Source organism: Acinetobacter sp. P1332 (assembly GCF_044057475.1).
Taxonomy (GTDB): domain Bacteria; phylum Pseudomonadota; class Gammaproteobacteria; order Pseudomonadales; family Moraxellaceae; genus Acinetobacter; species Acinetobacter johnsonii.
On sequence record NZ_CP171157.1, the window covers coordinates 214,061 to 239,153 of the forward strand.

Genomic DNA, 25,093 nt, shown 5'->3' on the forward strand with positions numbered 1-25,093 from the left:
ACTCCATAAACCCTTTAAATTAATTAGGTGGTTTATGTCGCACTTCAAGTTTTACTCTGCCTATTATCAAAAAGAATTTCTAAATATAGATAAAGAAATAATTCTTAAGAAATTAGTAGGACATTCAATATTAATGAAAAATGGTATTTATACAGGATTTAAATATCCATATATATTCTATTTTTTTGTAGGTAAGAAAATTGCTGAATCATTTTCAGAGGATGAAGAAGCTAAAGTAAAAGTGGATTACTTAATAGATAATATGCATCGTGAAGACTTTGCAAACATTCTTATTTTTATAACACATCATACTAAAGATGCATGGGTTCTTGACAAAATAAATAATATAATGCAGTCACTATTTGATTCTAATGAGGAGGCTTCTTTAGAAAAATCCCAGCTTAAATTTATGGATGAGTTTATGAAACAAATTCCTGAAATAATAATTGAACAAAGAGTTGTTCAAAGTGAGCGTGATAAACATAATGAAAATTTGGATCTAGCTGAAAGATCAGGTAATCATGAAATTAATAAACTTGAAGCAAATTATGTAGATGTTTCTAAAGATATATTAGCGAATATTAATAAGGCTTTTAAAGGGATGGAAATTTCTGGCCAAATTATCAGAAATAGACACGCTTCATTAAAAAGAAGAGCATTAAATGATTTAGCAATAAAAAGTATTAAATCAGGGTTAAGGTTTTTACAATATTTTATTCAGGTTACTGATATTGCTAAAAAAGAAATAGTTCAGTTAATTTCACAACAATTAGCTGAAAACCCTAGTCTTTCAAATAAAGAAATAGAAAAGTATGCTGAAAATGCTTATACACATTTAACATATAATGTTATGCAAGCAGTAATAAGAAAAATAGCAGCTTCGATCGGATCGAAAGAAGCTTTAGAAGTTTATGATAATATTAAAGAAGAAAATGAAACACCGGCTTTAATTTTATTAAACCAGTGCATTCATCTACATTTTAATAAAAAGCTAGATATGTCAAAAATTTCTAATACAGCGGATCAATTAAGAAGTAATCCAGTTTGCTTTAGAATTCTTAAAGAACTAATAGTACAACATATATATATGTTTCCAACTGACTATAAGGAAAAACAACAGCTTTCTCAATTACTGCGCCTTCCTATTCAACAACAAAATATAATAGGAAAAAAGCAAAAAAGCTTAGCTTAGTAAGTATTTAGTATATGTCTTTTCTTGCTACCCATTGAGTGTGTTCGCGAGAAAAGGCATTTTCTGCATCACCAACAAATACAGAAAATTCGTCTTCGTTCATTTCATCTAATGCTTGAGACTTGATAATATTAATTTCATGTGCAGCTAAAGTATATGAAGCAGCCAGTTCTGAAAATCTTTTAGCTTGTATCCATGTTAAAATGCTTGCTGCTGCTGCAATAAAAATATCGGTAGGCCACGGTGTAATATCAGCAAAAGCTATTTTTGTAGCTGCTAATATGACTGCGATACTATTCATTATAATCAATATTATGAAGAAAAAATTTGATTTATCTTGATTATATTTTGCTTTTGCTGAATACCAATCGTTCTGGTCTTTAATTCTATATAGGTGATAATTTTGTTGTCTTGTCTTTAGATCTTTTGAACGCATTTCGATCATTTTTTTAGTGATTTGTTCATCACCAAGATGATTTGAATAGTTTTGACAGACTTCTCGATTTTGCTGGACTGCTTGATTTAAAGTTTTAATAAACTCACTTTTAGATTCTTTATCTTCATTATTAAATGGTTCTGCTTTACTAATATATCTCCAAGTTAATGTCTTAATTGATTCAGCAAGAGCTCTGCCAGAATACCAAATTTTTTCCGGTTTTTGAGTGGCTAAGTATATTGAACACAATAAAGTGGTTAATAGTACAAGTAATTGTAGTAAAGGAATTATCCAATGTGATATAGGAATGAAGGATAAAATTGCAGCTATTACTAAAGTAATTAAATTTGTTTTTAAAACAAGTTTAAATTTATCTTGATAATTTTTCGCTACTTTATCTGCGGCTAGAAATAAACCTGGAAAGTCTTCCTCTTTCATACTCACTCTCAATATCCAAGTTGTTGATAAATAGAATCTGGGTAATACCAGTTTCCACTTGGCTGCTTAACCCAATACTGTAGAGCATAGGCTACGATCTCTGCTGAAAAAGGAACAAATACTGCACCAATATCTTGTAAAAAAGTTGGACAAGTAGAGAAATTTAATTGGCGTGATCCATCTAAATTTACAGCAATGATTCGGCAGTTTTTTTCTAAGGCAACTTCAACTTCCCACTTAACAAATGTATTTTTCAAATAAGTATCTTTTCCTACTAGTACAATTAATGTACCAGCCATATTGATACGTTCTCTGCATAATCTTTTTATATAAGCTTCATTTACCGATTGTATAGCAGTATGTAATTGGCAATCAGTAAAATTAAAATTTATGTGCTTATTGGCTTTCCATGCCTGCATTAATCTGTAGTAATGAATATCAGTACTACTGAAGCTAACAAAAGTTCGAGGTAACCCCATAATTTTATGAGCCTTGATGATTAGAAAATGATTAAAATCTTAACAAAATTTTCATACAAATAGTTTAAGAGTTTTAAAAGTGAATTAAGACGACAAAAAAATTAACATTATTGTATTAAGTGCATAAAAGAGTTAGAAAAAGTGGGGCTCAGCGGACGCTTCCGTTCTAGATCATATACCCAAGTAATTTGTTAAGTTGTTTAAAGGTTTATTGTTTTAAATTCATTTAAATTCAGTTTCTTAAACAGTAAAATAGCTCCTTTTATTTTGTAAATAAGAGGAGCTATTTTTTTAAACTTTAAAAATGTTAAGTTAAAAGTGCATATATAATTTATTTTGTGTAAGCGTCCGCTGAGCCCCACTTTTTCTAACTTCTACAAATCTGATTGTTGTTCACTTCCAGTGTGTTTTTTAGATTGGAAATATCTAGATTTATCTAAAAATATCTGAAATTTATCACTTGTGTGGTAATCCTCCCATAAATAACCGAAGTTAAAAGTAGAGGTTAAGCAGCCATTAGAGGTGGCTTTCCTTTGTTAGCTTGATGTGGTCTTTCATGGTTGTAATGCCACAACCAGTTTGTTGCATAATCTTGTACTTCATCCAAAGTATCAAATAAATGCTTGCTCAGCCAACTATAACGTATGGTCCGATTATAGCGTTCAATATACGCATTCTGCTGTGGCTTACCCGGTTGAATATATTCAATACGAATACCGTGCTCAGTAGCCCAGCGCACAAATTCGTGACTGATAAATTCGGGACCATTATCGCATCGGATCACTAACGGTTTTTCTCTCCACTCCAGCAATTGATTCAACGTACGAATAACCCTGATTGTGGGCAATGAGAACCCTGCTTCAATGGCTAGGCCTTCGCGGCGGTAATCATCAATCACATTCAATAATCGAAACTTGCGACCATCGGAAAGCTGATCATGCATAAAATCTAATGACAAAACCTGATTTTCTCGGATTGGTTCTTTCAATGGTTCAGGCGCATGCCGTTTTAGTCTTCTTCTCGGTTTAATACGCAGATTCAGTGCCAACTCACAGTAAATGCGGTAAACCCGCTTGTGATTCCAGCAGCAACTCTCAACATGCCGTAAATACGAGAAGCACAAACCAAAGCCCCAATCGGAATTTTCCTCAGTGAGTTCAATGAGCTGTTCAGCAATGAGTGCATTGTCATCGCTGAGTTTGGCTTGATAGCGGTAGCAGGTTTCACTAATGCCAAATGCTTTACAAGCCAAACGAATACTAATGGCATGCTGGGCAACTGCCTGTTGTGCCATCTTACGCCGGCAAGATGGCTTTACCACTTTTTTGCCATCGCTTCCTGGATGATTTCGGCCTTTAATCGCTCTTCCGCATACATCTTTTTAAGTCTGGTATTTTCGGCTTCTAGCTCTTTCAGTCGAGCCATTAATGATGTATCCATACCACCATATTTGGCACGCCATTTATAAAAGGTAGCATTACTCATGCCGTGTTCACGGCAAAGGGTCGCTACAGGTGTGCCAGATTCTGCCTGTTTCAAGATGGACATGATCTGACTGTCAGTAAATTTAGATGTTTTCATGCAGAATCTCCTGCTCGTATCTTAAGAGAAAATTCTACTTTTAGATCCTATTATTTTTAGGGGGGATTACCCTTTAAAAAAGCTTTCTTGCAATATATAAGCAGCTGCTTTAGCGATATCACGCTCAGATGTTGGTTTTTTAGTTGGCATATCAAAAACTCTCATAAGTGATAATTTTAAGCATGTTTTTAACCACTGCATAAAAATAGACCAAAAATTAAGCTTTTTTAGTTTTACAGATTCGAAAATAAATAGTAATAATTCATGAATAGTAGCCGAAGCTACCATTCATGAATCCAAATCATACTATTTTAAAAAACTAATTCGATGCCTGCACCATATTTCCATCCCTTTTCAGACTCTGTTGCCTCTTGCATAGAAGTGGCTTTCTGTCCTTTTTCATATTGGTAAGCAACATCAATGAAAGGTTTAATTCGCTTAGTAATCTCATATCGGGTTTTGATACCAGTTTTTAGTTCTGATAAACCTGATTTTGCAGCATAGTTAGAATCATCGCTAAATATTACATCTGCTTCGATATAAGGTTGAGTAATAAGTTTCTGAGTTAAAAGCAAATCACGTTCTAATTCAAAACTTGCTCCCCAAAAATTATTCTCACCGCCATAAAGATATGCTTGTGTTTCAAAGAAATAAGGAGCTAGACCTAATATACCAATAACCCCATCCACTCGATCGCTGCTGCTGTTATTTTTATCTTCACTATATCTTACCCCAGCTTGTACATCCCAAAATGGGGCTACGTTACGGCTATAAAGTGCTGATACAGCATATTTTGGATCATTACTTTCTGACTTTTCCGAATTGGCTTCAATAAATAGACGATTTTCATCTGTTCCAATTAAAGTTTCAAACTTTGTTCCTAGGTTGCCCTTACCGTCTTCATCAACCATCCATTCATTTTCAAGTTTTGTTGCTTGATAAATTTGTCCGCCATGTTCTTTAAGATGATCATCATGAGATGGGGCTGATCTCTTTCTTGCGGTCAGAATAATATTATCTCCCCCATTTGCATTTTCCATTGAATAATATTCTGGATACAATTCTTGGGGGCTATATCTTAAGCCACCAGACTCCTGTAATAAGACTCTCATACCATTTGTAATATTACTGTCTTGTACAGGAGTTTCATTTTTAGCGAACGTTAGATTTGATAATCCAAATAGCGCAATCATCAAAGTTGTTTTTGAAAACAAATTATTAGTGATGTGCATGTGGATTTACTCCCTTCTCATTTACTTGGGACTGAGGAACAGTCTTTGTAGAATTACCATCTTCCACTTGAGCTACAATGAGTTTATTCATCATTCCTGCACTCATATGGTAAAGCAGGTGACAATGAATAGCCCACTCACCTAACTCATCAGCTGTGAGTAGAGTGGTTATCGTTTTCCCAGGTGGAACAATTACCGTATGTTTGTTTGGCATATTGCTTGGATCCTGACCATTCTCAAGCTGCATAAACATGCCATGTAAGTGCATTGGGTGAGCCATCATACTGTCATTGACAAATTTTAAGCGAATACGTTCACCATACTTCACCACTAGTGGGTCGGCTTCATTAAATTTTTTACCATTTATTGTCCAAATATAACGCTCCATGTTTCCACCAAGACGGATCTCTATTTCACGTTCAGCTGCACGAGTGTCTTTTTGAGGATCTAACGATTGCAAATCACTATATTGCAATGCTTTATTACCTTCAGGTGTTGAAGCATTTGCCCATCCAAATACGGTATTATCATTCTTGTCTGAAGCCGCCTTAACAGTAGCGCTATTCATCGGCATATCATGATCCATACCTTTCATAGAAGACATATCGTGATTCATGCCTTTCATAGAAGACATATCGTGATTCATGCCTTTCATAGAAGACATATCATGATTCATATCTTTCATTGAAGACATATCATGATCCATACCTTTCATAGAAGACATATCGTGATTCATGCCTTTCATAGAAGACATATCATGATCCATACCTTTCATTGAAGACATATCATGATTCATACCTTTCATAGAAGACATATCGTGATTCATGCCTTTCATAGAAGACATATCGTGATTCATGCCTTTCATAGAAGACATATCATGATTCATATCTTTCATTGAAGACATATCATGATCCATACCTTTCATAGAAGACATATCGTGATTCATGCCTTTCATAGAAGACATATCATGATCCATACCTTTCATTGAAGACATATCATGATTCATACCTTGCATTGAAGACATGTCATGATCCATCCCCATATCTTCCATAGTCAATAAAGAGCGAGGACGAGGTTTAGGCATCTCAATTTGTTTTACAGGTAAGGTATTTTCATCATGTAAGGTTCCAACCGAAAAACCAGTACGATCAATAGATTCAGCTTCAATTTGGTAATGTGCTTGTTTTGGTTCCACAATGACATCATAAGTTTCAGCAGTACCAATACGGAACTCATCTACAGGAACGGGCTTTACAGGTTGACCATCAGCACTGACTACAGTCATTTTTAGGTTTGGAATGCGTACATCAAAGAATGACATAGCGGAAGCATTAATAAAACGAAGGCGAACTTTTTCACCAGCTTTGAAGTTACCCGTCCAATTTTGCTGAGGTGTCTTGCCATTCATTAAAAATGTATAACCAGTCACATCGGACATATCTGTTTTCAGCATTCGCATCTGATTCCACATAGAACGGTCTTGCCAAGTCGCTTTTAGCCCATCACGTTTAACTTGTTTTAATACATCGAATACTGTTTCGCGGCGGTTCTGATAGTAGTCTGCTTCTTTTTTAATATTTTTCATAATTTGATCACTTGTCGAATTATGAAAATCAGAAAGCAAAACAACGTAATCTTTATCGGTTTTTTCAGCAGCTGTTAGTGGAGTTTTATCTTTAGGATAAATAATAAAAGCACCATATAAACCGTCTTGTTCTTGTCCTTTACTATGTGAATGATACCAATAAGTACCATTTTGGCGGACTTTAAACTTATATTCATAAGTTTTATTAGGGGCAATGCCATTAAATTTGTTAAATCCAGGTACACCATCCATAATTCCAGGTAATAATAAGCCATGCCAATGGATTGAAGAGTCCTGATTTTTTAACTTATTGTGAACACGGATAACGGCCTCATCACCTTCTTCAAATTCAAGAAGTGGTGCAACGAATTTACCATTTACAGTAATTCTCTCAACTGGTTTTCCTGTGATATTTACAGTTTGTTCAGCGATTGTTAAATCATATTCTTTAACTGCCGCCATTACCCAAGTTGATGAAAATAAACCAACTCCAATTAAGAGTATATGACTTAACTTTTTTGACATTCTATCTCACCTTTAGAAAGGTCAAGATTGAAGTAATAAAGCAAATATTTAGTATAAACTTTAATACTTCTTTCTCGCTATTTATAAAATTATTTATTGCTACTAGGCATATTCATCTTTGAATGATCCATTTTAGAATGGTCCATATTCATCATAGAATGATCCATTTTTGACATGTCAGATGAGTTAGGAGACTGATGTTGACTATGATCTTGCTGAGTCTTGTCATCTTTTTCCATTTTACAAGGTTTTGTACAAGGTTCCTGTGCTTTTACCGTTTTAGTGGCACTTGAGGTTGATACATCTTTTGCCCAAGATTGAGTACCAGCAATTAAAGTTCCAGCACACATTAAAATTGTTAGACTACGACGCACTACAGTTTTCATAAGTTTCTCTAAAAGTTAATTTCTTGCTACTACAATAAAGTGAAGCACTGAACATCTAAGTGACTTGAAAATGACATTTTTGTAATCTATCTCGATCAGATGTTTTATAACGTTATTATAGTTTTAATGAATGACTTAGGATTCGGAAATGAGAATACTATTAGTTGAAGATGAACAAAAAACTGGTGATTATCTCAAGCAAGGTTTATCCGAAGCTGGCTATATTACTGACTGGGTTACAGATGGGTTAACGGGTAAACATCAAGCTCTTTCTGAAGAGTATGACTTAATTATTTTAGACGTGATGTTACCTGGACTAAATGGTTGGAATATTATCAATGATATTCGTAGCAGCGGTAAAACAATGCCCATTCTTTTTCTTACCGCCCGAGATCAAATCGAAGATCGAGTAAAAGGATTAGAGCTAGGCGCTGATGATTATTTAGTTAAGCCTTTTGCTTTTGCAGAGCTTCTAGCTCGAATAAAAACGCTCCTTAGACGAGGGCAACAAAGAGAAGATAATAATATTATTAAGATTGCTGATTTAGAACTTGATTTGAGAAAACGTCGGGTAACACGAGCAGGTCAACGCATTGATTTAACGGCTAAAGAATTTGCTCTTATGGAGCTTTTTATGCGTAGAAGAGGTGAAATTCTACCAAGAGCACTTATTGCATCTCAAATTTGGGATATGAACTTTGATAGTGATACAAATGTAGTTGAAGTCGCTATTAAACGATTAAGAAATAAAGTAGATAGTAATTTTACCCCTAAGTTAATTCAAAATATTAGAGGAATGGGGTATGTATTAGAGGTAGAAGATGAATAATAAATTATTCAAATCTATCAGTTTTCGTATTGGTATTATTTTCTCATTATCGACTATATGTATTCTCATTATGATGGGGTTTTTCATCCATAAATTAGTGATGCATCATTTTGAAACGCAAGATCGTACCCAATTAGAAGGTAAAATCCAGCTAGTTCAAAACCTTCTTAAACAAAACCCTAAAAACTCTCCAAAACTTAATTTATATTTGAAAGATGCTTTAGTTGGGCATCATGATCTGATTGTTCAAATTGAACGACCCACAGGCCAAATTCTATTCAGTACTGCCCCTTCAATGATTAATTCCCAAAAGTTAATGAAAACAGCGGATAGTTCGTGGATTGAGTGGAAACTTCAGGGTAAAACTTATCGGGGGATTATCTATAACGCGAATATAGTTGAAAATTCTGAAATAAAATCTACTCAAATTATTGTCGGTATAGATACCTCTGAGCATCTACATTTTTTAAATGATTTTAAGCGTCAACTTTTTTACATTGGTTTAGCCGGTACGATTTGTTTAATGTTTTTAGGCTGGTTTGCAACCTGGAGAGGTTTAAGACCCGTGCAAAAAATGGCTAAGGTCGCAGAAGGCATTTCTGCCCAACATCTTTCAGAACGTTTAGAAGTTGAGCACACACCAACAGAACTAAAATCATTAGCAATTGCCTTCAATGATATGCTCGACAGACTAGAATCAGCTTTAGAAAGGCTTTCCGATTTTTCATCTGATTTAGCGCATGAAATTAGAACACCGATTAATAACTTAATGACTCAAACTCAAGTATGTCTTGCCCGTAAACGAGATACCAGTACCTATCAAGAAGTACTATTTTCTAATTTAGAAGAATTAGAACGTTTGGCTCGAATGGTATCCGATATGCTTTTCTTGGCAAAAGCAGAACATGGCCTAAAATTACAGAACTTACAGAATATTGACCTGGTTAAAGAAGTTACAGCCTTATTTGATTTCTATGATGCGCTAGCTGCCGAAAAAAATATGACGCTTCAACAAACAGGATCTGGAAATGTCAAAGGTGATCCTGCTATGTTACGTCGAGCACTCAGCAATCTATTATCTAATGCAGTTAAATATGGAAATAAGAATTCTACAATACGCATAAAACTTCAACAGAATTTAGATAACACAATATTTTCAATTGAAAATGAAGGCCCTGAAATCTCTCCTGAACAACTATCCAGGTTATTTGATCGATTTTATCGAACAGATGCATCTAGACAAAGAACAGAAGAAGGAACCGGCTTAGGGCTCGCGATAACAAAATCTATTCTTGATATGCTTGGGGCGACCATCCAGGCTGAATCCCTCAATGGTCGAATCATTTTTACCATTGTTTTTCAAAGTGAATCCATGCAAGGGGAATCATTTTAACTCATTTTTTGAACATCTTCCATTTACCCGAGTTGACCTTACATAAAGCTCAAACTGAGAGCCAGAGCTACGCCAGCACCTATCATGGCAATTGTGTAGCCAAATATGATAGCTCGGCCAAACTGTGCCCCCCCTGTCATCCATGCAATTGTCGCTTTGCTTAACATGTTGCTCAGTGTGGCCAGCCCTAGCGCGACAGCAGCCACATTTGTTGTTAAGCCTTCAGTACTATGCAGGCGGGCAAGTGAGACTAAAATAGCATCTACGTCTGCTAGCCCAGAAATAGTCGATAATACGAAGATGCCGCTGGTGCCCAACCATTGTTTTGCTGCCGGGACCAAGACTGCCATGACAGCCAGGAAAGCAAAGCTGAATGCTGTCCCAAGATCAAAAGGAGCCATTGCTTCTATTGTTCGATCGTTGTTTTCAGCGCTGGTAATTTGGCGTTGTCTCCACAATGCCATACCCAGCAGAAGGATTCCCGCAATCATCATTGCACCACCAAAAGTGCTTAGCAATGCTGGCTCAATGACGCCTATCAGCACAACCATACGAAAAAACATGATGCCACAGGCAGCCAATGTTCCAGAAATAGCAGCACTGACCATGACGGGGTGCTGGCGTGTATAGCGTGCCAGTGCGACAGTTGCAGCTGTAGAAGATGCCAAACCACCCAATAGACCTGTCCAGAGTATGCCTCTTTCTGAACCGGTGAGCCGCATGGCAAAATGACCTGCCAGAGAGAGTCCGGCAATCAGGATCACTGCCCACCATAACTGGTAAGGATTTAATGCAGCAAAAGGTCCCATACCCGTATTGGGTAAGTAAGGTAATATAACGACAGAAAGTACCAGTAACTGTAGAGATGCGGTTAATTCACGATGTTCGATCAAGCGTAACCAACCATGTAAGGTTGGCTTGAGATCCAAAAATACAGCCACGATGACAGCCGCTGTTAATGCTAAAGTAACATTACCATGGGATGCATATGCACCTAGAACTAATGTCAACAGCATCGCGATCGTCGTGGTAGCGCTTAAATTACCGGAAATTTTTGCGGTACGCGCGTAGGATACCGTAAGTAAAAGGGAAAGCCCTAATACGGCTGCGACTAGTGGCCAAGGCCCAAAGTTTGGCTGTAGATGACCCAGCACTCCTCCGAGTAATCCTGTCAATGTGAAGGTACGTAGACCTGCTACTCGGCTGCCTTCTGGCAGTTCACGATCATTCCATCCTCGTTCTAAACCAATGAGCAGGCCGATGGCAAGTGCTGCAATCAGGCCTGATACATCTGGTGGAAGAAAAAGACTCTCTATCATAGCTTTTTATGTCGCAGGCGAAGGGCATTGGTGATCACTGAAGCGGAGCTAAAACTCATGGCCAAGGCCGCAATCATGGGTGACAACAACCAACCGGTAAATGGGTAGAGTACGCCAGCTGCTATTGGGATACCCAAGGCATTGTAAAGGAAAGCAAACATGAGGTTCTGTTTCATGTTGCCAACAGTAGCTTCCGAAAGTGAACGGGCAACCGCGATACCGCGTAAATCTCCCTTGACCAAGGTAACTTGAGCACTATTCATTGCGACATCAGTTCCGGTCCCCATAGCGATACCGACATCAGCCTTGGCTAGTGCTGGTGCATCATTGATTCCATCGCCGGCCATTGCCACGATGCGACCTTGCTTCTGCAATTTGCTGACAAGTTCGAGTTTATCTGCGGGTTTAACTTCACCATGTACCTCATCAATACCCAGACGTGCTGCGACTGAACGGGCAGTGGTGAGACCATCTCCTGTTGCCATCACGATACGTAGTCCAGCTTCCTTCAGGGTGGCAAGTGCTTCAGGGGTACTTTTTTTGATGGGATCGGATACTGCAAGCAGGCCGGCCAATTCACCATTGATGGCTAGATGCATCACACTTGCACCTTCTGAACGCAGCTCTTCGGCTTGCGGAATCAGAGATTGTACCGAGATACCTAATTGCTCCATCAGTGCTGTGTTGCCCAAAGCTAACTGACGATCGCCCACTTGACCTCGAACACCAATCCCTGAGCCTGATTCAAAATTATCTGGTGTTTCAAGAGACAGGCCACGTTCGTGTGCTGCATTTACAATCGCTTCGGCTAGCGGGTGTTCACTGCCTTGATCAAGACTGGCGGCTAAACGTAATACTTCAGATTCATCGAAACCTGATGCGGCAACCACACGATCGAATACAGGGCGTCCTTCGGTCAACGTACCTGTTTTATCGATGATTAGTGTGTCAATCTTGCGCAGATTCTCAATGGCTGCTGCATCGCGGAACAACACACCATGAGTAGCACCTTGACCCGTTGCAACCATGATAGACATTGGAGTTGCCAAGCCTAGTGCACAAGGACAGGCAATAATGAGTACTGCCACAGCATTGATTAATGCATAAACCCAGCTCGACTCTTCTGGGCCGAACAATCCCCATCCAAAGAAGGTAAGCAAGGCAATGGTTACTACAGCCATGACGAACCAACCTGCTACCTGATCAGCCATACGTTGCATTGGTGCTCTCGATCGTTGAGCTTGCGCCACCATCTGTACGATCTGGGACAACATGGTACTTGAACCAATTTTCTCTGAACGCATGATCAATGAACCATTGGTATTCAGGGTAGCGCCAATGACTTTATCGCCGATACGTTTAGTGATTGGTAAAGGTTCACCTGTCAGCATCGATTCATCCACTGAACTACTTCCTTCAGTGATTACACCATCAACAGGCACTTTTTCACCTGGGCGAATTCTGAGTAAATCTCCTACATGTACATGCGTTAGAGGAACATCTTCTTCAGTTCCATCAGGTAGGATTCGGCGAGCTGTTTTAGGAGCGAGCCCAAGGAGTGACTTAATTGCAGCAGAAGTTTGCGAACGTGCTTTTAACTCCAATATTTGTCCCAGTAGGGTCAATGAAATGATGACCGCTGAAGCTTCAAAGTAAACAGCGACACGACCCATGGAAATAAATGAGTCGGGGAAGATTTGGGGTGCAATGGTTGCGACCACACTATAAATAAATGCAGCTCCAGTGCCCAGACCAATCAGCGTCCACATGTTCGGGCTGCGATTCACAACTGATTGCCAACCCCGGGAAAAAAATGGCCAACCTGCCCAGAGTACAATCGGGAGTGACAACACCAGTTCAATCCAGCTCTGAACAGCCATATCGAAGAGATTCATTTGATGACCAAACATCGCCAAAAAAGTCACGATGATGGTCAATGGCAGTGTCCACCAGAAACGTCGGCGGAAATCACGTAACTCCGGATTCTCATCTTCCTCTAATTCAGGAATGAGTGGTTCCAGTGTCATTCCGCATTTAGGACAGTTTCCAGGATGATCCTGTCTAATTTCTGGATGCATTGGGCAAGTATAGATGGTCGTGCCTGTTGTGCTTGCCTCATTAACGGCTTGAGCAACCTGATGATGCTGTGTGTGTGCATCGGCATTCATAGTTCCAGATTTAGTGATGTATTGCACAGGGTTGCTATGAAACTTTGATTGACATTTATCACTGCAAAAAAAGTAAGTTTTCCCCTTAAATTCCTCATGGTATTTCGATTCTTTAGTCACTGTCATACCACAGACTGGGTCTTTCAATACGTCTGTTGTAGCCTGCGCCATATGGTCCTGGTTATGATTGTTTTGGTCTGACATAAATAATTCTCTTATGGAAAAGTGGTTTTATGGCCGAATTTTGGAATAAATCTCGGAGTCTGTTGAGCATAGCTGTCATAGACAGCGCCAAACTGTTTACTCATTTCAGCCTCTTCCTTAATTGCCAAGCGGCTGTACATTAAGAGTAAGATTGGAAACATAATCAGTGTCAGTAAAGTTGGCCATTGCAATAAAAACCCCAGCAAGATCAAGATAAAAGCCACGTATTGGGGGTGACGTATGCGCGCATAGGGTCCGGTTACTGCCAATTGGTGATGACGTTGTGCGTGGTACAACACGTTCCATGCTGATGACAGTAAATAGAAACCATAGCCCAAAAAAATATAACTCGCGATGTGCAGAATGCCAAAATGTGGATCACCCTTTTCACCCAGTAGCGTTGACCATAAGTGACCTGAGTTATGCGACAGCAAATCAAGTTCAGGAAAGCGAGTTTGTAGCCAGCCTGACAACAGGTAAATGGTTAAAGGGAAACCATACATCTCGACAAACAATGCAATGATGAAAGCAGAGAAAGCGCTAAAAGTACGCCAGTCTCGTGCTGTGGCGGGTTTAAAAAAACTGAAGGCAAACATAATGAAAATTGCCGAATTTATGATGACGAGCCACCACAGACCATAGGCCGATTCCGCATGATTCATGAGGGGTCTCCTGGTTCGCGTGATTTTTTATTATCTGATGTGTCTGGATTTTTCTGTTGATGATGGTGATGTCCATGACCACCATGCATAAAAATATGCATGAGTGGGCATGCTAAAAGGAGTAAAAAGGGTAAAACACCAACGATATGGGCCAAATGCTCGGTTAAGAGAAAATAGGCTGCCACACCACCAATCACGAATAGGCCGATGGCATAACGTGTAGACCAAAAGTTAGGTACTGAATTATGTTCTTGAGGTTGATGGTTCATGGTGCTTCCCTCTCTAATTCATGGGTAATTATTTAGTTGTGGAGGGAGGCATACAGTCCATCATCATCTGCATCATGTCCATACGTTTTTCCATCATTTGCTGACGGTCAGCCATATTTGCATTCATGCTTTGGCTGCCCATCTGTTTCATCATACTCATACCTCCTTGCATGAGTTTCATGTGCTCAGCCATAAGTTTCTGACGTTCTTGTGGGGTTTTTGCAGCCATCATCTTCTCATGCATGGCTTGCATCGCCTTCATGTGTTGATCCATTGCAGCCATTTTATCTGTAGCAGTGGTGCTGGTAACTGTTTGCTTAATTGTTACTGCAGATGGTGCTGTTTTTTCAGGGTGGTGATCTTTGTGTTCATCGGATTGCTGTGCAAATGTATTCAATGACGCGGCTGCGATACATAAGCCCAAAAAAATGTTTTTGAATTTCATCATAGTTTTTCCTTTAAATAATTTGGAAGTAAAAGCTATGTTTTAGTACTGAACAGAGACTAGGAATTTGACTACTAAACTGATGAAATTTTTGGTTATTCTCTGTCTCTCTTAAAAATTTTAGCACTATTAATTAATTATTTTTAAAAATGACAAAAATGTAATTTTGAGATCTTCTCGAAATATATAGTCTATGCTGAGATGACAAAAATTTTATTTAATATTAATCTTTTAAAACTATTAAAGTTGTTATGATTTTATGTGCTTAAAAAAATAAAAATGAAATGATTAGATGACTCCAAGGCTAGTTAGAGACACATTCTTAATGTAATTTACACTGTTATTCCTTTAAAGAAAAAATACAGTTGATCAAAATAGTTTTTTTATAGAAAAAAGGGTGGATAATTTAATTATTAAACTTATTGGTATATTTATTAGATAGAAGGTAAAGAAGATTATTTTTAATATTAGGGTTTATAATCCAAATTTCAGAGTAAGGAATCTACTACTTATATAATAGAGATTCCATCTCCAAAACAGTACTACTGTATGAATGAGTTGTATTCAATGCAGGGAAGAATGTAGATCCTTAATACTAACGGAAAATTATTTTACTGAATTTTCATGTAAAGACTCATTTAATTGATCAATCACTGTCGTCCATTCACCATCAGAGTGTAGTTTTTCTTCTAAAAAATGACGTTGAGCATCAGTCCAAAAAATTGCTTGTGTTAAAAAAACATCTCCAGCTAGCTGATGGCTCTCTATGAATTTTGCAATTGCTTCTTCAGTAGAAGCTAAACCAAGCTGTTCAAATAATTTGGTCATTCTTGGACGTGTTTGAGTCATGTGCTTAGCCCATAAATTTATATTAGATCAAATTAAACATAACATGTTTATATTTAAACTAAAATATAAAAAATTAAATAGCTACGGCTTTGTTGCACAAAGATTTCATAACTATATGATTTTAAAAGTTTTGATTATTTTTTGATCCAAAATTAAATCTATTTAAATCAGATGCTTACATATTTATGCAACAAAGCCAATAGCTACTATTTTCTTAGACAAAATGATTACTACATTTCATAAATCAACCACCTACATAATTTGTTTATTAAATGATCATTATTTTTCAATAAGATTATTTTAATAGTTAAAGATTTTAAATTTTAAAAATGACAAAAATGTAATTTTGAAGTCATCGCTCTGTTTCTGTCTCTCACTAATAATTGAAATATAAGAGGAGATGATGTGGTCTCATTAAATATAGATTTTATAAAGTCATCTCTAATGAACTAACGAATCAAGAGGAAACGTAAATGAAATTATTTCAAAATAAAATGACTGCTCTACGTAATGTTGTAGTAGCTGCAACGATGATTGTGGCTACTACAACTACGTTCGCTCATGTGAGTTTAGTGAGTGCGATTCCTGCGGAAAATGCATCTATCCTTAGTCAACCAAAGAACTTGACCCTTAACTTTGGTGCAGAGGTTATGTTGATGAATATTAAGTTACTGGATGCTCAGCGAAGAGATGTTCCTTTAAAATATAAAGTTACTCATGACTTAAAGAAATCCTTTGATGTCGCTCTTCCGAAACTGAAAAAAGGTAAATATACCGTTGTCTGGACAACAATGGGGAAAGATGGTCACAACATGAATGGTGAATATAGTTTCACTATCAAATCAACTAAATAAGAATTGATTACCTTTCAACATGTCAGTGAGGTGCTGGCATGTTGTTCTAGAATGGACAAAAATAATGATTTCTGAATATTGGATGTGGGCCACTTGGTTAACTAAGGTTATTTTATATTTAAGTGTAGCTTTTGTCGTTGGTGGAGCCTTTTGCTATTTTTTACTTAGACAATATCTTGAACTAAAAGAATCGATTCTTAAATATATTACAATTGGCGCTGGATTAGGCCTAATTTCCAGTACCTTGGGATTTTTTATTCTGATTGGTAGTTTTGCCAATACTGGTATTACAGGGATGGTGGACCCCACGTATATTAATATATTGGTTAATACTCCGACGGGGTATATATACGTTCTTCGTTCTATTAGTTTTGCTCTTTTACTTCTTCTCATGGTGGTTAAACTTAACAGGAACAAAGGTCAGTTTTCTATAATTGAAAGTTCAATATTTTGTGTTTTACTTCTCCCGATTATTTTTAGTTTTTCCCAGCTCGGACATGTCGCTAATTTAACCTTACTTGCTCAAATTTTATTATCAATCCATATTCTAGTTATGTCGTTATGGATGGGGTCTTTATATCCGTTATGGAAAACCAGCCGGGAAATAAGTGGTTTACCTTTAAAAGATCGCATGCATGTATTTGGACGTATTGCTGCTTTCATTGTTGGGATATTAATCGCCTGTGGCGCTAGTGTAGCTCTTCTTTTAATTAAAGATTTTAATACCTTAATCAATACTGCATATGGCTATGGTTTCATGGTTAAAATGTTTTTTGTTATAGGTATTCTACTTTTAGCTGCCTTCAACAAATGGTATTTCACCCCGCGTCTTCAACATCCTAAATTCGCTAAACACCTTAGTCATGCCATTTTATTTGAGATGTTATTAGGTCTATCAATTCTATTAACAACAGGCTATATAACCACTGTCGTGGGTATTGAATAAGAGAATTTCAAAATAAGGGAATTGAGGAAATTTAACATTACTGCATTTATCTTTTGTAGCTGAGCAATAAAGTTTCTACTGGACTGCCAACTTACGACAATCAGAACAGTAAAATCGCATCATGAGGCATTATACATAAAGGTAGTCACCGGTTTTTAGCTTATCTTCAACCCATAACGGTCTCATCTATTCAGTTCACTACCATTGATTGAAATAACTAATCTTATAAATTTCAGAGTGATCGTAGATGATAAAAATGTCATTTTAAAGTCACATTAATGTTGGTTAAGTACTTTTACTGTAGTCATTAGAACACTCTTCTTTGGAATACTCTGAAGAAAACTGTAAGGTTGTAAACAGACCAAGTTACAGCGAGTAACTGATTCAGAAAAAGGCTGGTTGTATGGTGAAAGTTTAGAGTTACTGTTCTAATGTTTTAAACAAATGTTTTGTTAAAAAGGAGCAACATATGAAATTTCACATCGCTAATATGACTTGTGGTGGTTGTGCACGCGGCATTACTACCGCAATTAAAGAGCTCGACTCGAATGCCTCACTCGATATTGATTTACAAAACCGTATTGTTGAAATCAACACAACGGTGAGTCAGGATCAAGTCATTGCCACTCTCAGTGAGCGTGGATTTACAGCTGATCCTGCTTAATCTCTGTTAGAGTAACAGTGGGAATTCCTTACCACTTTTACTCTCTCTTATTTTCCTCATCGTACAGATTAAACCTGTACTTGCTTGAAATAAAAGTAATCCCTGAATTCCCCCTAATCTTGGTTGGCACTGTTGCAAATAGAGATTTGAGTCGATGATGTTTCCTTTAAAAAGTACTTAGAGACCGAAAACCCTGTTGATTAGACACACTTCACCCTGAGGCTGACCATAATAAAATGACGATGCTTGTCCTTTACGTAGTGCACGCATGACTTCAATACCTTTAATTGTGGCATAAGCCGTCTTCATAGATTTGAATCCTAATGTGGCCCTGATGATCCGCTTTAGCTTGCCATGATCACATTCAATCACGTTATTTTTATACTTAATCTGCCTGTGCTCAAGGTCTGGTGGACATTTACCTTCCCGTTTTAACCGTGATAAAGCACGTCCATATGTGGGTGCTTTATCCGTGTTGATCACTTGTGGAATTTGCCACTTCTTCACATTATTTAAAATTTTTCCAAGAAAACAATATGCTGATTTGGTATTACGTCTAGAAGAAAGATAAAAATCAATGGTATCGCCACGTTGATCGACTGCACGATACAGATAAGACCATCGTCCATTCACTTTTACATAGGTTTCATCAATATGCCACGAGCTCAGATCTGTAGGATTACGCCAATACCAGCGTAAACGTTTTTCTATTTCAGGAGCATAACGTTGAACACAACGGTAAATAGTCGTGTGATCAACATTCACACCCCGTTCGGCCAGCATTTCCTGCAGTTCACGATAGCTAATGCCATATTTACAATACCAGCGCACAGCCCAAAGAATGATTTCGCCCTGAAAATGCCGACCATGGAAAGGATTCATATGCTGCACCTTTAGCTAAAACAGTCTTCAGCTTACCATTCGTGGTTATTTGCAACAGTGCCGTTTAACGACTGTAATACAGGCACACATTGCTTGATAATTTGGGAATAACGCAGCAAACCTAAAACCCTGTTCTGACCTGCTACAATCACGAAAGCTTTCATTTTTTGGGACTGAATTAGGCATTTTAATTTCAGCTTGCAAGTGCAGTAAAGCAGAAATCATGGCTTGTTAACTACCAAACGCACACAGGGTTCTTCAGCACCGTATTCACGGTGATATAAGAACCATATAATAATTGCTGAGGCCACAATACAAATAAATATCCTTTTACAGTGATAATAATTCTTACCTCATGTGCAACGCACCAACTTGTCCAAGGTGCAATAAAAACCGAAAATCAGACCGTCAGTAAAAGGGAGGCATACTCTAAAATAACATAAAAGGGTATTTTATATGTTTTGCACTTGTGACGTCAGGTGACACAAGATTTGTCATTGAACGACACATAATGTTATTCCCGTCTAATTGCGATGCGGCATTTATAGCTAAAGCTTTGGGAACTATCGCAAAGGTCAAAGGGATGACTCAATTGTCTGAAGATACTGGTCTAGGTGAGAAAGCCTTTATAAAGTTCTTTCTCGTGAGGTTAACCCTAGTTTCGATACTATGATCAAAGTTGTAAAAGCATTTAATTTACGGCTAGCAATTTAACAGTGAATATTTAATAACAACGGGAACTAGACTCCCGTTGTTATTATTTTGGTAATTAAAGATTACTAGCAACTTGGTATGTGATGAATGAAAAGATGTAAGCTAATGCGAATAGATAAGTTGCCATAATGACTGGCTGTTTCCAGCTACCTGTTTCTCGTCTTATTGTTGCTAAAGTGGCGAGACAATGGGGAGCAAAAATAAACCATACTAATAATGATAAACCGGTGGCTAGCCCCCACCCATCTGGACCTGAAATTTGACTTAGCAGACTTTGGGTTACTGTATTTTCATCGCCAGACATTGCATAAATGACACCAAGAGCAGCAATTACAACTTCCCTTGCTGCCATAGCAGGGATGAGGGCAATACAAATCTCCCATGTAAAACCAATAGGTGCAAATATAGGGTGAATTAAATGTCCTAATTGACCAGCTAGACTATAGTTAATTGCTGGCATGGTAGCGTGGTCTGGTGGTTGAGGGAAAGTAACAAGTACCCATAACAGGATAGACAGTGCCACGATAATGCCACCAACTCGTTTTAAGAAAATGCTCGCTCTATCATACAAACCTAATGCAATGTTTCTAATATCTGGAATTCGATAGGTAGGAAGTTCAAAAATAAAAATACTTTCAGTTTTATCTTTACGAACTAATTTCAGAAAGAGTGAAACTAATAACGCAGATACTATTCCCGACATATAAAGACCAAAAAGGACCAATCCTTGCAGACTTAACCAGCCATAGATCAATTGGTTTGGAATAAAGGCAGCGATTAATAAAGCATATACTGGCAATCTTGCTGAACAGGTCATCAAGGGTGCAATCATAATTGTCGCTAATCGATCCCGTTCAGAGCTAATGCTTCTGGTTGCCATAATTCCGGGAATAGCGCAGGCAAAGCTAGATAGCAAAGGAATAAATGAACGCCCACTAAGGCCTGCTTTAGACATTAATTTATCTAACAGAAATGCTGCCCGTGGCAAGTAGCCTGATTCTTCGAGCATTAAAATGAAGAAGAATAAAATCAGAATTTGGGGCATATATGCAAGTACGCTACCTGCACCAGCAATTACGCCATCAACGACTAAGCTTCTTAATAATGGATGCTGAATGAGGGGGCCAATAGAATCACTAAGCCAGACCACAAAATTTTCAATGAATTCAATAAATGGTGTGGCCCATATAAATACCGCTTGGAACATCACAAACATGGTTAAAGCTAAGATTACCAAACCCAGTACAGGATGTAGAAAAATCTTATCTAGAAACGCAGTTCTTTTGTCACCACTGTCATTATTTAAAATGACTTGTTTGGTGATTTGCTTGATCTGTTCAAAGTGATCTAATTCAGAATGATAAGGGGCAACAAAAAGATTTTTTTGATCTAACTGATTAATTAAATCTTGAATCCCTTTAGTTTTGACAGCGACAGATTCAACTACAGGGATACCTAACGATTGAGAGAGCTTATCCTTATCAATGGATATACCACGCTTCTTGACCTCATCCATCATGTTTAATACAAGAAGCATAGGCCTGTTTAGAGCACGAACTTCAAGAACTAAGCTCAAATGTAAGCTGAGATTTGTGGCATCTACAACGCATACAAATATGTCAGGTAAAACTTCACCTTTTAGCTCACCAAAACAAACTGCTCTAGTGACTTCTTCATCTAAACTGCTAGGTTTTAAACTATAAGTTCCGGGTAAGTCTAATACTCGTACTGTATCACCAGAAGGTAATTTAAAAGAACCTTCCTTTCTTTCAACAGTAACCCCAGCATAGTTGGCAACTTTTTGACGAGTACCTGTAAGGGTGTTAAAAAGTGAAGTTTTACCGCAATTGGGATTACCAATAAGTGCAATATTTTTAGTGTTCATTGATGATCTCTACAAAAATGCGTTCAGCTTCGTTCTTTCTTAAAGCAAATCTTGAAGTTTCAATTTGAACTAATACAGGGTCTCCACCAAAAACACCTTTAGCGAGTACTTGTAGAGTTTCACCCTCTCTAAAACCTAATAGTTGGAGCCGTTCCAATACGGGATCAGTGGTATGACTGTATTGATTACCTTTTTTGAGATCTCTAATTTTGACGATCTGATTTTGTTTAACTTGAAATAGATTCATTTTCGATACTCTTACTTCAAAGCCAAAATCTTTCGAGCACCATTAAGCACGAATAAAGAAACCAGGATGCCAATGATTAAGTCTGGGTAAGCTGATCCCGTCCACGCCACGAGTACACCGGCAAATATAACGCCCATATTTACGACAACGTCATTCGCCGAGAAAATCCAACTGGCTTTCATATGTGCGCCATCTTCTCGATGACCAGAAATAAGATATAAGCATGTCACGTTAGCTATAAGTGCGAGCAGGCCAATAACAATCATGAGCGTTGATTCTGGCTCGCTTCCAAACATGAATCGTCTAATGACATCAATAATCACGATGACAGCAAGTAATAACTGAATCCAACCTGCGAAATGGGCTGCTTTCACTTGATATTTCGCAGCTTTTCCGACGGCATATAGCGCAATACCATAAACGGCTGCATCGGCAAACATATCTAGAGAATCAGCAATCAATCCTGTAGACGCAGCAATAATTCCGCTGATGAATTCTATAAAGAAAAGTAGAGCATTAATGCCTAATAACAGTTTAAGTACTTTAGCTTGTCTCACAGGATCAGGTTCATTAGGTATATCGCCTGAAGAAAGCTGTGTTTCATCAAGTTTCGCCCCAAAACCCAGTCCTTCAAGTTTGGCCGTAATTTGCTGACTCCCTTCATTATGGAAGACTTTCAGTTTTCGATTGGGAAGATCAAAAGTAAGACCTTTAACTGCTTCAATATCTGCAAGAGCCATACGGACCATTTGCTCTTCAGCAGAGCAATCCATTTTAGGAATGGTATAGGTACTTGTTTGCTTAGCCTGTTGATTGCTTATATAAGTTTCAGTCTTCACAAGCTTTGCACCAAAACCCAAAGCTTCAAGTTTGGTAGTTATATTTTCATCTTTTTGATTATGTAGAACCTTTAAAGACCGGTTAGGTAAATCAAAGATGAGTTTTTGAACACCATCAATTGAAGATAGCGCCATACGAACCATCTGTTCTTCCGCAGAACAATCCATTTTGGGAACTAAGTATTCACTCATGTAGTGCGAATTTTTTAAAACGTCTTCAGTGCTTAAATTTTCTTTGGGATCAGAACCACAACAGGATTGAGCGGTATCTTCACAACTGTTTGAAGTGTTACAGCAAGGAGATGAAGATTTTTCTTCTTCCTCTTCACCACAACAGCTAAGCGTATTATTACAATTCTTTGAATTGTTTGCTTCTGCAATTGATGGATGATTTTCTTGTTGAGATTTCTTATCTTTGCATGGTGTTTCTTTACTACATCCACAGCCACTCATAATTATACCCATTAAAAAAATTTATAAACTTTGAATATTAGAATCCCTATAGTTACTATAGAGTCAAGATTTTTTGGAAATACCAACTCAATGCATTTAAAAATTGGTGAACTCTCTAAAAAAACCTCATGTTCAGTATTAACAATTAGGTTTTATGAAAAGGAAGGTTTAATTCCGGAACCCGAAAGAACGGAAGGAAATTACCGCCTTTACGATATAGGCTATGTTGAGCGAATTAAGTTTATTTTGAATTGCCGAACTTTAAATATGAGTTTGAATGAAATTCGTCAATTACTCACCTATAAAGATAATCCCAAGAAAAATTGTTCAGATGTGAATGAATTAATTGACTTACATGTCAGTGCTATCAGAGAAAATATAATCAAGCAACAAAAGCTTATTGAACAACTATCTGATTTAAGAGGTACTTGTGATGGTTTATGTACAATTGACCAATGTGGAGTTCTAAAAAATCTAGCTTGATTATCTAGACCTATGCTTTTTTCAAAAACTCTGTATATCTTTACTTAAGGCTGCAAAAAGATTAAGGTGACTTAAATTTTGTGATCAGATCTTAGATGGATTTGGACAGCTTCCTATTGGTGTTTTAAATACAGATTTGTGTATGAAGAGAAAAACATTTCTAATGGCTTTGTTGCACAAAGATTTCATAACTATATGATTTTAAAAGTTTTGATTATTTTTTGATCCAAAATTAAATCTATTTAAATCAGATGCTTACATATTTATGCAACAAAGCCTATCTGATTGAAAAAATAATTGCCAATAATAATCGTATTAATCTTGAGCTAGAGAATAAAGCGAGGCTATTATTTGATTATTGGTTTATACAGTTTGATTTCCCTGATGGTGAAAATGAGCAATATAAATCTTCAGGTGGAGAAATGGTTCATAACCAAATATTGAATAGAAAAATCCCTGAAAACTGGTCTGTTAAAGAATTATCAGATATCGCAAATATAACCATGGGGCAATCTCCTGAAGGTTCTTCGTATAATAATGAAGGTAATGGAGCAATATTTTTCCAAGGTTCTACAGATTTCGGTTGGTTATTTCCATCTGTTCGTCAATTTACAACGGCTCCATCTAGGATGGCCAAAAAGGGCGATATCCTGTTAAGTGTACGTGCACCAGTCGGGGACATGAATATAGCGAATACTGATTGTTGTATTGGTCGAGGCTTAGCTGCACTGAATAGTAAAGATGGATTTGATGGGTTTCTTTTTTATGTGATGAAATACTTTAAACAGGTATTTGATAGAAGAAACTCAGAAGGAACAACTTTTGGCTCAATTACGAAAAATGACTTATATTCCCTAAAGTTAGCTTATCCTCCAAAAGAGCTTATAGAAAAATACGATAATATCGTTTCAAAATACAATGAGATGATCTTTATTAGAAGTATGGAAAACCAAAAGTTAGAAGAGTTACGAGATTGGCTCTTACCTATGCTGATGAATGGTCAGATTTCTATTCGAGATGCGGAAGAGCATATGGCTAAAAATTTTGAGCAAAACGAATAAAGTGTTAATGCGTCAAGTTGTGTCTCTTCACGCTATGAAATGGGATGAAAATTAAGCACAATAGACTTTGATT

The 25,093-nt window shown here is 37.3% G+C and carries 25 protein-coding genes and 1 pseudogene; 9 read left to right on the forward strand and 17 right to left on the reverse strand.

The features are described 5' to 3' along the window. Positions 1-34 precede the first annotated feature (34 nt). Entirely contained in the window at positions 35-1,192 is a 1,158-nt protein-coding gene (locus tag ACFN7Z_RS00895) for a hypothetical protein (RefSeq protein WP_395442407.1), read from the forward strand. Positions 1,193-1,199: 7 nt separating this feature from the next. Here ACFN7Z_RS00895 and ACFN7Z_RS00900 read toward each other — a convergent pair whose 3' ends face one another. From ACFN7Z_RS00900 to ACFN7Z_RS00930, 7 genes are all read right to left on the reverse strand, one after another. Next, complete coding sequence (locus ACFN7Z_RS00900) at positions 1,200-2,066, reverse strand: DUF4231 domain-containing protein (RefSeq protein ID WP_058952493.1); 867 nt, start codon at positions 2,064-2,066, stop codon at positions 1,200-1,202. 8 nt (positions 2,067-2,074) lie between these two features. Continuing rightward, positions 2,075-2,545: a TIR domain-containing protein gene (locus ACFN7Z_RS00905; protein WP_058951564.1), complete on the reverse strand. Its 471-nt coding sequence runs from the start codon at positions 2,543-2,545 to the stop codon at positions 2,075-2,077. Positions 2,546-3,050: 505 nt separating this feature from the next. Beyond that, positions 3,051-4,126, reverse strand: a protein-coding gene (locus ACFN7Z_RS00910) for an IS3 family transposase (protein WP_101598933.1) whose coding sequence is annotated in 2 segments (ribosomal slippage) — positions 3,051-3,874 and positions 3,874-4,126 — 1,077 coding nt in all. Because the reading frame shifts where the segments join, the coding sequence is not laid out codon by codon here. A gap of 66 nt (positions 4,127-4,192) precedes the next feature. Further along, entirely contained in the window at positions 4,193-4,414 is a 222-nt protein-coding gene (locus ACFN7Z_RS00915; RefSeq protein ID WP_058870629.1) for a hypothetical protein, read from the reverse strand. A gap of 23 nt (positions 4,415-4,437) precedes the next feature. Continuing rightward, entirely contained in the window at positions 4,438-5,358 is a 921-nt protein-coding gene (locus tag ACFN7Z_RS00920) for a copper resistance protein B (protein ID WP_058870630.1), read from the reverse strand. Further along, positions 5,345-7,468: a multicopper oxidase domain-containing protein gene (locus ACFN7Z_RS00925; protein WP_395442410.1), complete on the reverse strand. Its 2,124-nt coding sequence runs from the start codon at positions 7,466-7,468 to the stop codon at positions 5,345-5,347. The genes ACFN7Z_RS00920 and ACFN7Z_RS00925 overlap by 14 nt, the downstream gene beginning before the upstream one ends. 89 nt (positions 7,469-7,557) lie before the next feature. Then, positions 7,558-7,854, reverse strand: coding sequence for a hypothetical protein (locus tag ACFN7Z_RS00930; RefSeq protein WP_004281865.1), 297 nt, complete (start codon positions 7,852-7,854; stop codon positions 7,558-7,560). A gap of 148 nt (positions 7,855-8,002) precedes the next feature. Here ACFN7Z_RS00930 and ACFN7Z_RS00935 point away from each other — a divergent pair, with 148 nt between their 5' ends. Beyond that, the gene (locus ACFN7Z_RS00935) at positions 8,003-8,683 is read left to right on the forward strand and encodes a heavy metal response regulator transcription factor (RefSeq protein WP_004679347.1); all 681 of its coding nucleotides are present in this window, start codon (positions 8,003-8,005) and stop codon (positions 8,681-8,683) included. Next, positions 8,676-10,076, forward strand: a complete 1,401-nt coding sequence (locus ACFN7Z_RS00940; protein ID WP_044111300.1) for a heavy metal sensor histidine kinase — start codon at positions 8,676-8,678, stop codon at positions 10,074-10,076. Before ACFN7Z_RS00935 ends, ACFN7Z_RS00940 begins: the two co-directional genes overlap by 8 nt. Positions 10,077-10,114: 38 nt before the next feature. Here the strand turns inward: ACFN7Z_RS00940 and ACFN7Z_RS00945 are convergent, their stop codons facing one another. The 6 genes from ACFN7Z_RS00945 to ACFN7Z_RS00970 form a co-directional block, all read right to left on the reverse strand. Further along, positions 10,115-11,395: an MgtC/SapB family protein gene (locus tag ACFN7Z_RS00945; protein WP_058951567.1), complete on the reverse strand. Its 1,281-nt coding sequence runs from the start codon at positions 11,393-11,395 to the stop codon at positions 10,115-10,117. Continuing rightward, entirely contained in the window at positions 11,392-13,767 is a 2,376-nt protein-coding gene (locus ACFN7Z_RS00950) for a heavy metal translocating P-type ATPase (RefSeq protein WP_058951568.1), read from the reverse strand. The genes ACFN7Z_RS00945 and ACFN7Z_RS00950 overlap by 4 nt, the downstream gene beginning before the upstream one ends. 11 nt (positions 13,768-13,778) lie before the next feature. Beyond that, positions 13,779-14,429 carry an isoprenylcysteine carboxylmethyltransferase family protein gene (locus ACFN7Z_RS00955; RefSeq protein WP_004681447.1) on the reverse strand — a complete coding sequence of 217 codons (651 nt, stop codon included), beginning with the start codon at positions 14,427-14,429 and terminating at the stop codon, positions 13,779-13,781. Then, on the reverse strand, positions 14,426-14,698 hold the full coding sequence (locus ACFN7Z_RS00960) for a DUF2933 domain-containing protein (protein ID WP_058951569.1): 273 nt from the start codon (positions 14,696-14,698) through the stop codon (positions 14,426-14,428). The genes ACFN7Z_RS00955 and ACFN7Z_RS00960 overlap by 4 nt, the downstream gene beginning before the upstream one ends. 28 nt (positions 14,699-14,726) lie before the next feature. Continuing rightward, positions 14,727-15,146 carry a hypothetical protein gene (locus ACFN7Z_RS00965; RefSeq protein WP_131230782.1) on the reverse strand — a complete coding sequence of 140 codons (420 nt, stop codon included), beginning with the start codon at positions 15,144-15,146 and terminating at the stop codon, positions 14,727-14,729. A 603-nt stretch (positions 15,147-15,749) separates the two neighbouring features. Next, the gene (locus ACFN7Z_RS00970; RefSeq protein ID WP_004281876.1) at positions 15,750-15,992 is read right to left on the reverse strand and encodes a DUF2789 family protein; all 243 of its coding nucleotides are present in this window, start codon (positions 15,990-15,992) and stop codon (positions 15,750-15,752) included. Positions 15,993-16,465: 473 nt separating this feature from the next. Here ACFN7Z_RS00970 and ACFN7Z_RS00975 point away from each other — a divergent pair, with 473 nt between their 5' ends. The 3 genes from ACFN7Z_RS00975 to ACFN7Z_RS00985 all read left to right on the forward strand — a co-directional run bounded on the left by ACFN7Z_RS00975 (position 16,466) and on the right by ACFN7Z_RS00985 (position 18,456). Next, positions 16,466-16,846 (forward strand): copper resistance protein CopC, encoded by a 381-nt coding sequence (locus tag ACFN7Z_RS00975; RefSeq protein ID WP_004681441.1) that lies wholly within the window; start codon positions 16,466-16,468, stop codon positions 16,844-16,846. Between the two features lie 64 nt (positions 16,847-16,910). Continuing rightward, positions 16,911-17,792, forward strand: a complete 882-nt coding sequence (locus ACFN7Z_RS00980) for a copper resistance D family protein (protein ID WP_005105846.1) — start codon at positions 16,911-16,913, stop codon at positions 17,790-17,792. A gap of 469 nt (positions 17,793-18,261) precedes the next feature. Then, a complete protein-coding gene (locus ACFN7Z_RS00985; protein ID WP_004281879.1) occupies positions 18,262-18,456 on the forward strand; it encodes a heavy-metal-associated domain-containing protein in 195 nt (64 codons plus the stop codon). 177 nt (positions 18,457-18,633) lie between these two features. Here ACFN7Z_RS00985 and ACFN7Z_RS00990 read toward each other — a convergent pair whose 3' ends face one another. After that, positions 18,634-19,338, reverse strand: a complete 705-nt coding sequence (locus tag ACFN7Z_RS00990; RefSeq protein WP_058951570.1) for an IS6-like element IS1006 family transposase — start codon at positions 19,336-19,338, stop codon at positions 18,634-18,636. Between the two features lie 523 nt (positions 19,339-19,861). Here ACFN7Z_RS00990 and ACFN7Z_RS00995 point away from each other — a divergent pair. Next, positions 19,862-20,052 (forward strand): annotated as a pseudogene (locus ACFN7Z_RS00995) (addiction module antidote protein); the annotation flags it as partial. Positions 20,053-20,107: 55 nt separating this feature from the next. On the opposite strand, the gene ACFN7Z_RS01000 reads toward ACFN7Z_RS00995, so the two are convergent. From ACFN7Z_RS01000 to ACFN7Z_RS01010, 3 genes are read right to left on the reverse strand one after another with little or no spacing between them, the layout of a single operon-like run. Next, positions 20,108-21,937 carry a ferrous iron transporter B gene (locus ACFN7Z_RS01000; protein ID WP_058951571.1) on the reverse strand — a complete coding sequence of 610 codons (1,830 nt, stop codon included), beginning with the start codon at positions 21,935-21,937 and terminating at the stop codon, positions 20,108-20,110. Next, positions 21,927-22,184: a FeoA family protein gene (locus tag ACFN7Z_RS01005; RefSeq protein WP_058951572.1), complete on the reverse strand. Its 258-nt coding sequence runs from the start codon at positions 22,182-22,184 to the stop codon at positions 21,927-21,929. Before ACFN7Z_RS01005 ends, ACFN7Z_RS01000 begins: the two co-directional genes overlap by 11 nt. Positions 22,185-22,195: 11 nt before the next feature. Further along, complete coding sequence (locus ACFN7Z_RS01010) at positions 22,196-23,476, reverse strand: cation transporter (protein WP_005105969.1); 1,281 nt, start codon at positions 23,474-23,476, stop codon at positions 22,196-22,198. Between the two features lie 90 nt (positions 23,477-23,566). Here ACFN7Z_RS01010 and cadR point away from each other — a divergent pair, with 90 nt between their 5' ends. Both cadR and ACFN7Z_RS01020 read left to right on the forward strand, forming a co-directional pair. After that, complete coding sequence (cadR, locus tag ACFN7Z_RS01015; protein ID WP_004281856.1) at positions 23,567-23,959, forward strand: Cd(II)/Pb(II)-responsive transcriptional regulator; 393 nt, start codon at positions 23,567-23,569, stop codon at positions 23,957-23,959. Between the two features lie 251 nt (positions 23,960-24,210). Next, positions 24,211-25,020: a restriction endonuclease subunit S gene (locus ACFN7Z_RS01020; protein ID WP_131230780.1), complete on the forward strand. Its 810-nt coding sequence runs from the start codon at positions 24,211-24,213 to the stop codon at positions 25,018-25,020. Positions 25,021-25,093 lie beyond the last annotated feature (73 nt).

Coding starts and splice junctions, on each gene's coding strand:
- ACFN7Z_RS00895 (WP_395442407.1), top strand. CDS start 35: ATGTCGCACTTCAAGTTTTACTCTGCCTATTATCAAAAAGAATTTCTA.
- ACFN7Z_RS00900 (WP_058952493.1), bottom strand. CDS start 2,066: ATGAAAGAGGAAGACTTTCCAGGTTTATTTCTAGCCGCAGATAAAGTA.
- ACFN7Z_RS00905 (WP_058951564.1), bottom strand. CDS start 2,545: ATGGGGTTACCTCGAACTTTTGTTAGCTTCAGTAGTACTGATATTCAT.
- ACFN7Z_RS00915 (WP_058870629.1), bottom strand. CDS start 4,414: ATGGTAGCTTCGGCTACTATTCATGAATTATTACTATTTATTTTCGAA.
- ACFN7Z_RS00920 (WP_058870630.1), bottom strand. CDS start 5,358: ATGCACATCACTAATAATTTGTTTTCAAAAACAACTTTGATGATTGCG.
- ACFN7Z_RS00925 (WP_395442410.1), bottom strand. CDS start 7,468: ATGTCAAAAAAGTTAAGTCATATACTCTTAATTGGAGTTGGTTTATTT.
- ACFN7Z_RS00930 (WP_004281865.1), bottom strand. CDS start 7,854: ATGAAAACTGTAGTGCGTCGTAGTCTAACAATTTTAATGTGTGCTGGA.
- ACFN7Z_RS00935 (WP_004679347.1), top strand. CDS start 8,003: ATGAGAATACTATTAGTTGAAGATGAACAAAAAACTGGTGATTATCTC.
- ACFN7Z_RS00940 (WP_044111300.1), top strand. CDS start 8,676: ATGAATAATAAATTATTCAAATCTATCAGTTTTCGTATTGGTATTATT.
- ACFN7Z_RS00945 (WP_058951567.1), bottom strand. CDS start 11,395: ATGATAGAGAGTCTTTTTCTTCCACCAGATGTATCAGGCCTGATTGCA.
- ACFN7Z_RS00950 (WP_058951568.1), bottom strand. CDS start 13,767: ATGTCAGACCAAAACAATCATAACCAGGACCATATGGCGCAGGCTACA.
- ACFN7Z_RS00955 (WP_004681447.1), bottom strand. CDS start 14,429: ATGAATCATGCGGAATCGGCCTATGGTCTGTGGTGGCTCGTCATCATA.
- ACFN7Z_RS00960 (WP_058951569.1), bottom strand. CDS start 14,698: ATGAACCATCAACCTCAAGAACATAATTCAGTACCTAACTTTTGGTCT.
- ACFN7Z_RS00965 (WP_131230782.1), bottom strand. CDS start 15,146: ATGATGAAATTCAAAAACATTTTTTTGGGCTTATGTATCGCAGCCGCG.
- ACFN7Z_RS00970 (WP_004281876.1), bottom strand. CDS start 15,992: ATGACTCAAACACGTCCAAGAATGACCAAATTATTTGAACAGCTTGGT.
- ACFN7Z_RS00975 (WP_004681441.1), top strand. CDS start 16,466: ATGAAATTATTTCAAAATAAAATGACTGCTCTACGTAATGTTGTAGTA.
- ACFN7Z_RS00980 (WP_005105846.1), top strand. CDS start 16,911: ATGATTTCTGAATATTGGATGTGGGCCACTTGGTTAACTAAGGTTATT.
- ACFN7Z_RS00985 (WP_004281879.1), top strand. CDS start 18,262: ATGAAATTTCACATCGCTAATATGACTTGTGGTGGTTGTGCACGCGGC.
- ACFN7Z_RS00990 (WP_058951570.1), bottom strand. CDS start 19,338: ATGAATCCTTTCCATGGTCGGCATTTTCAGGGCGAAATCATTCTTTGG.
- ACFN7Z_RS01000 (WP_058951571.1), bottom strand. CDS start 21,937: ATGAACACTAAAAATATTGCACTTATTGGTAATCCCAATTGCGGTAAA.
- ACFN7Z_RS01005 (WP_058951572.1), bottom strand. CDS start 22,184: ATGAATCTATTTCAAGTTAAACAAAATCAGATCGTCAAAATTAGAGAT.
- ACFN7Z_RS01010 (WP_005105969.1), bottom strand. CDS start 23,476: ATGAGTGGCTGTGGATGTAGTAAAGAAACACCATGCAAAGATAAGAAA.
- cadR (WP_004281856.1), top strand. CDS start 23,567: ATGCATTTAAAAATTGGTGAACTCTCTAAAAAAACCTCATGTTCAGTA.
- ACFN7Z_RS01020 (WP_131230780.1), top strand. CDS start 24,211: ATGCTTACATATTTATGCAACAAAGCCTATCTGATTGAAAAAATAATT.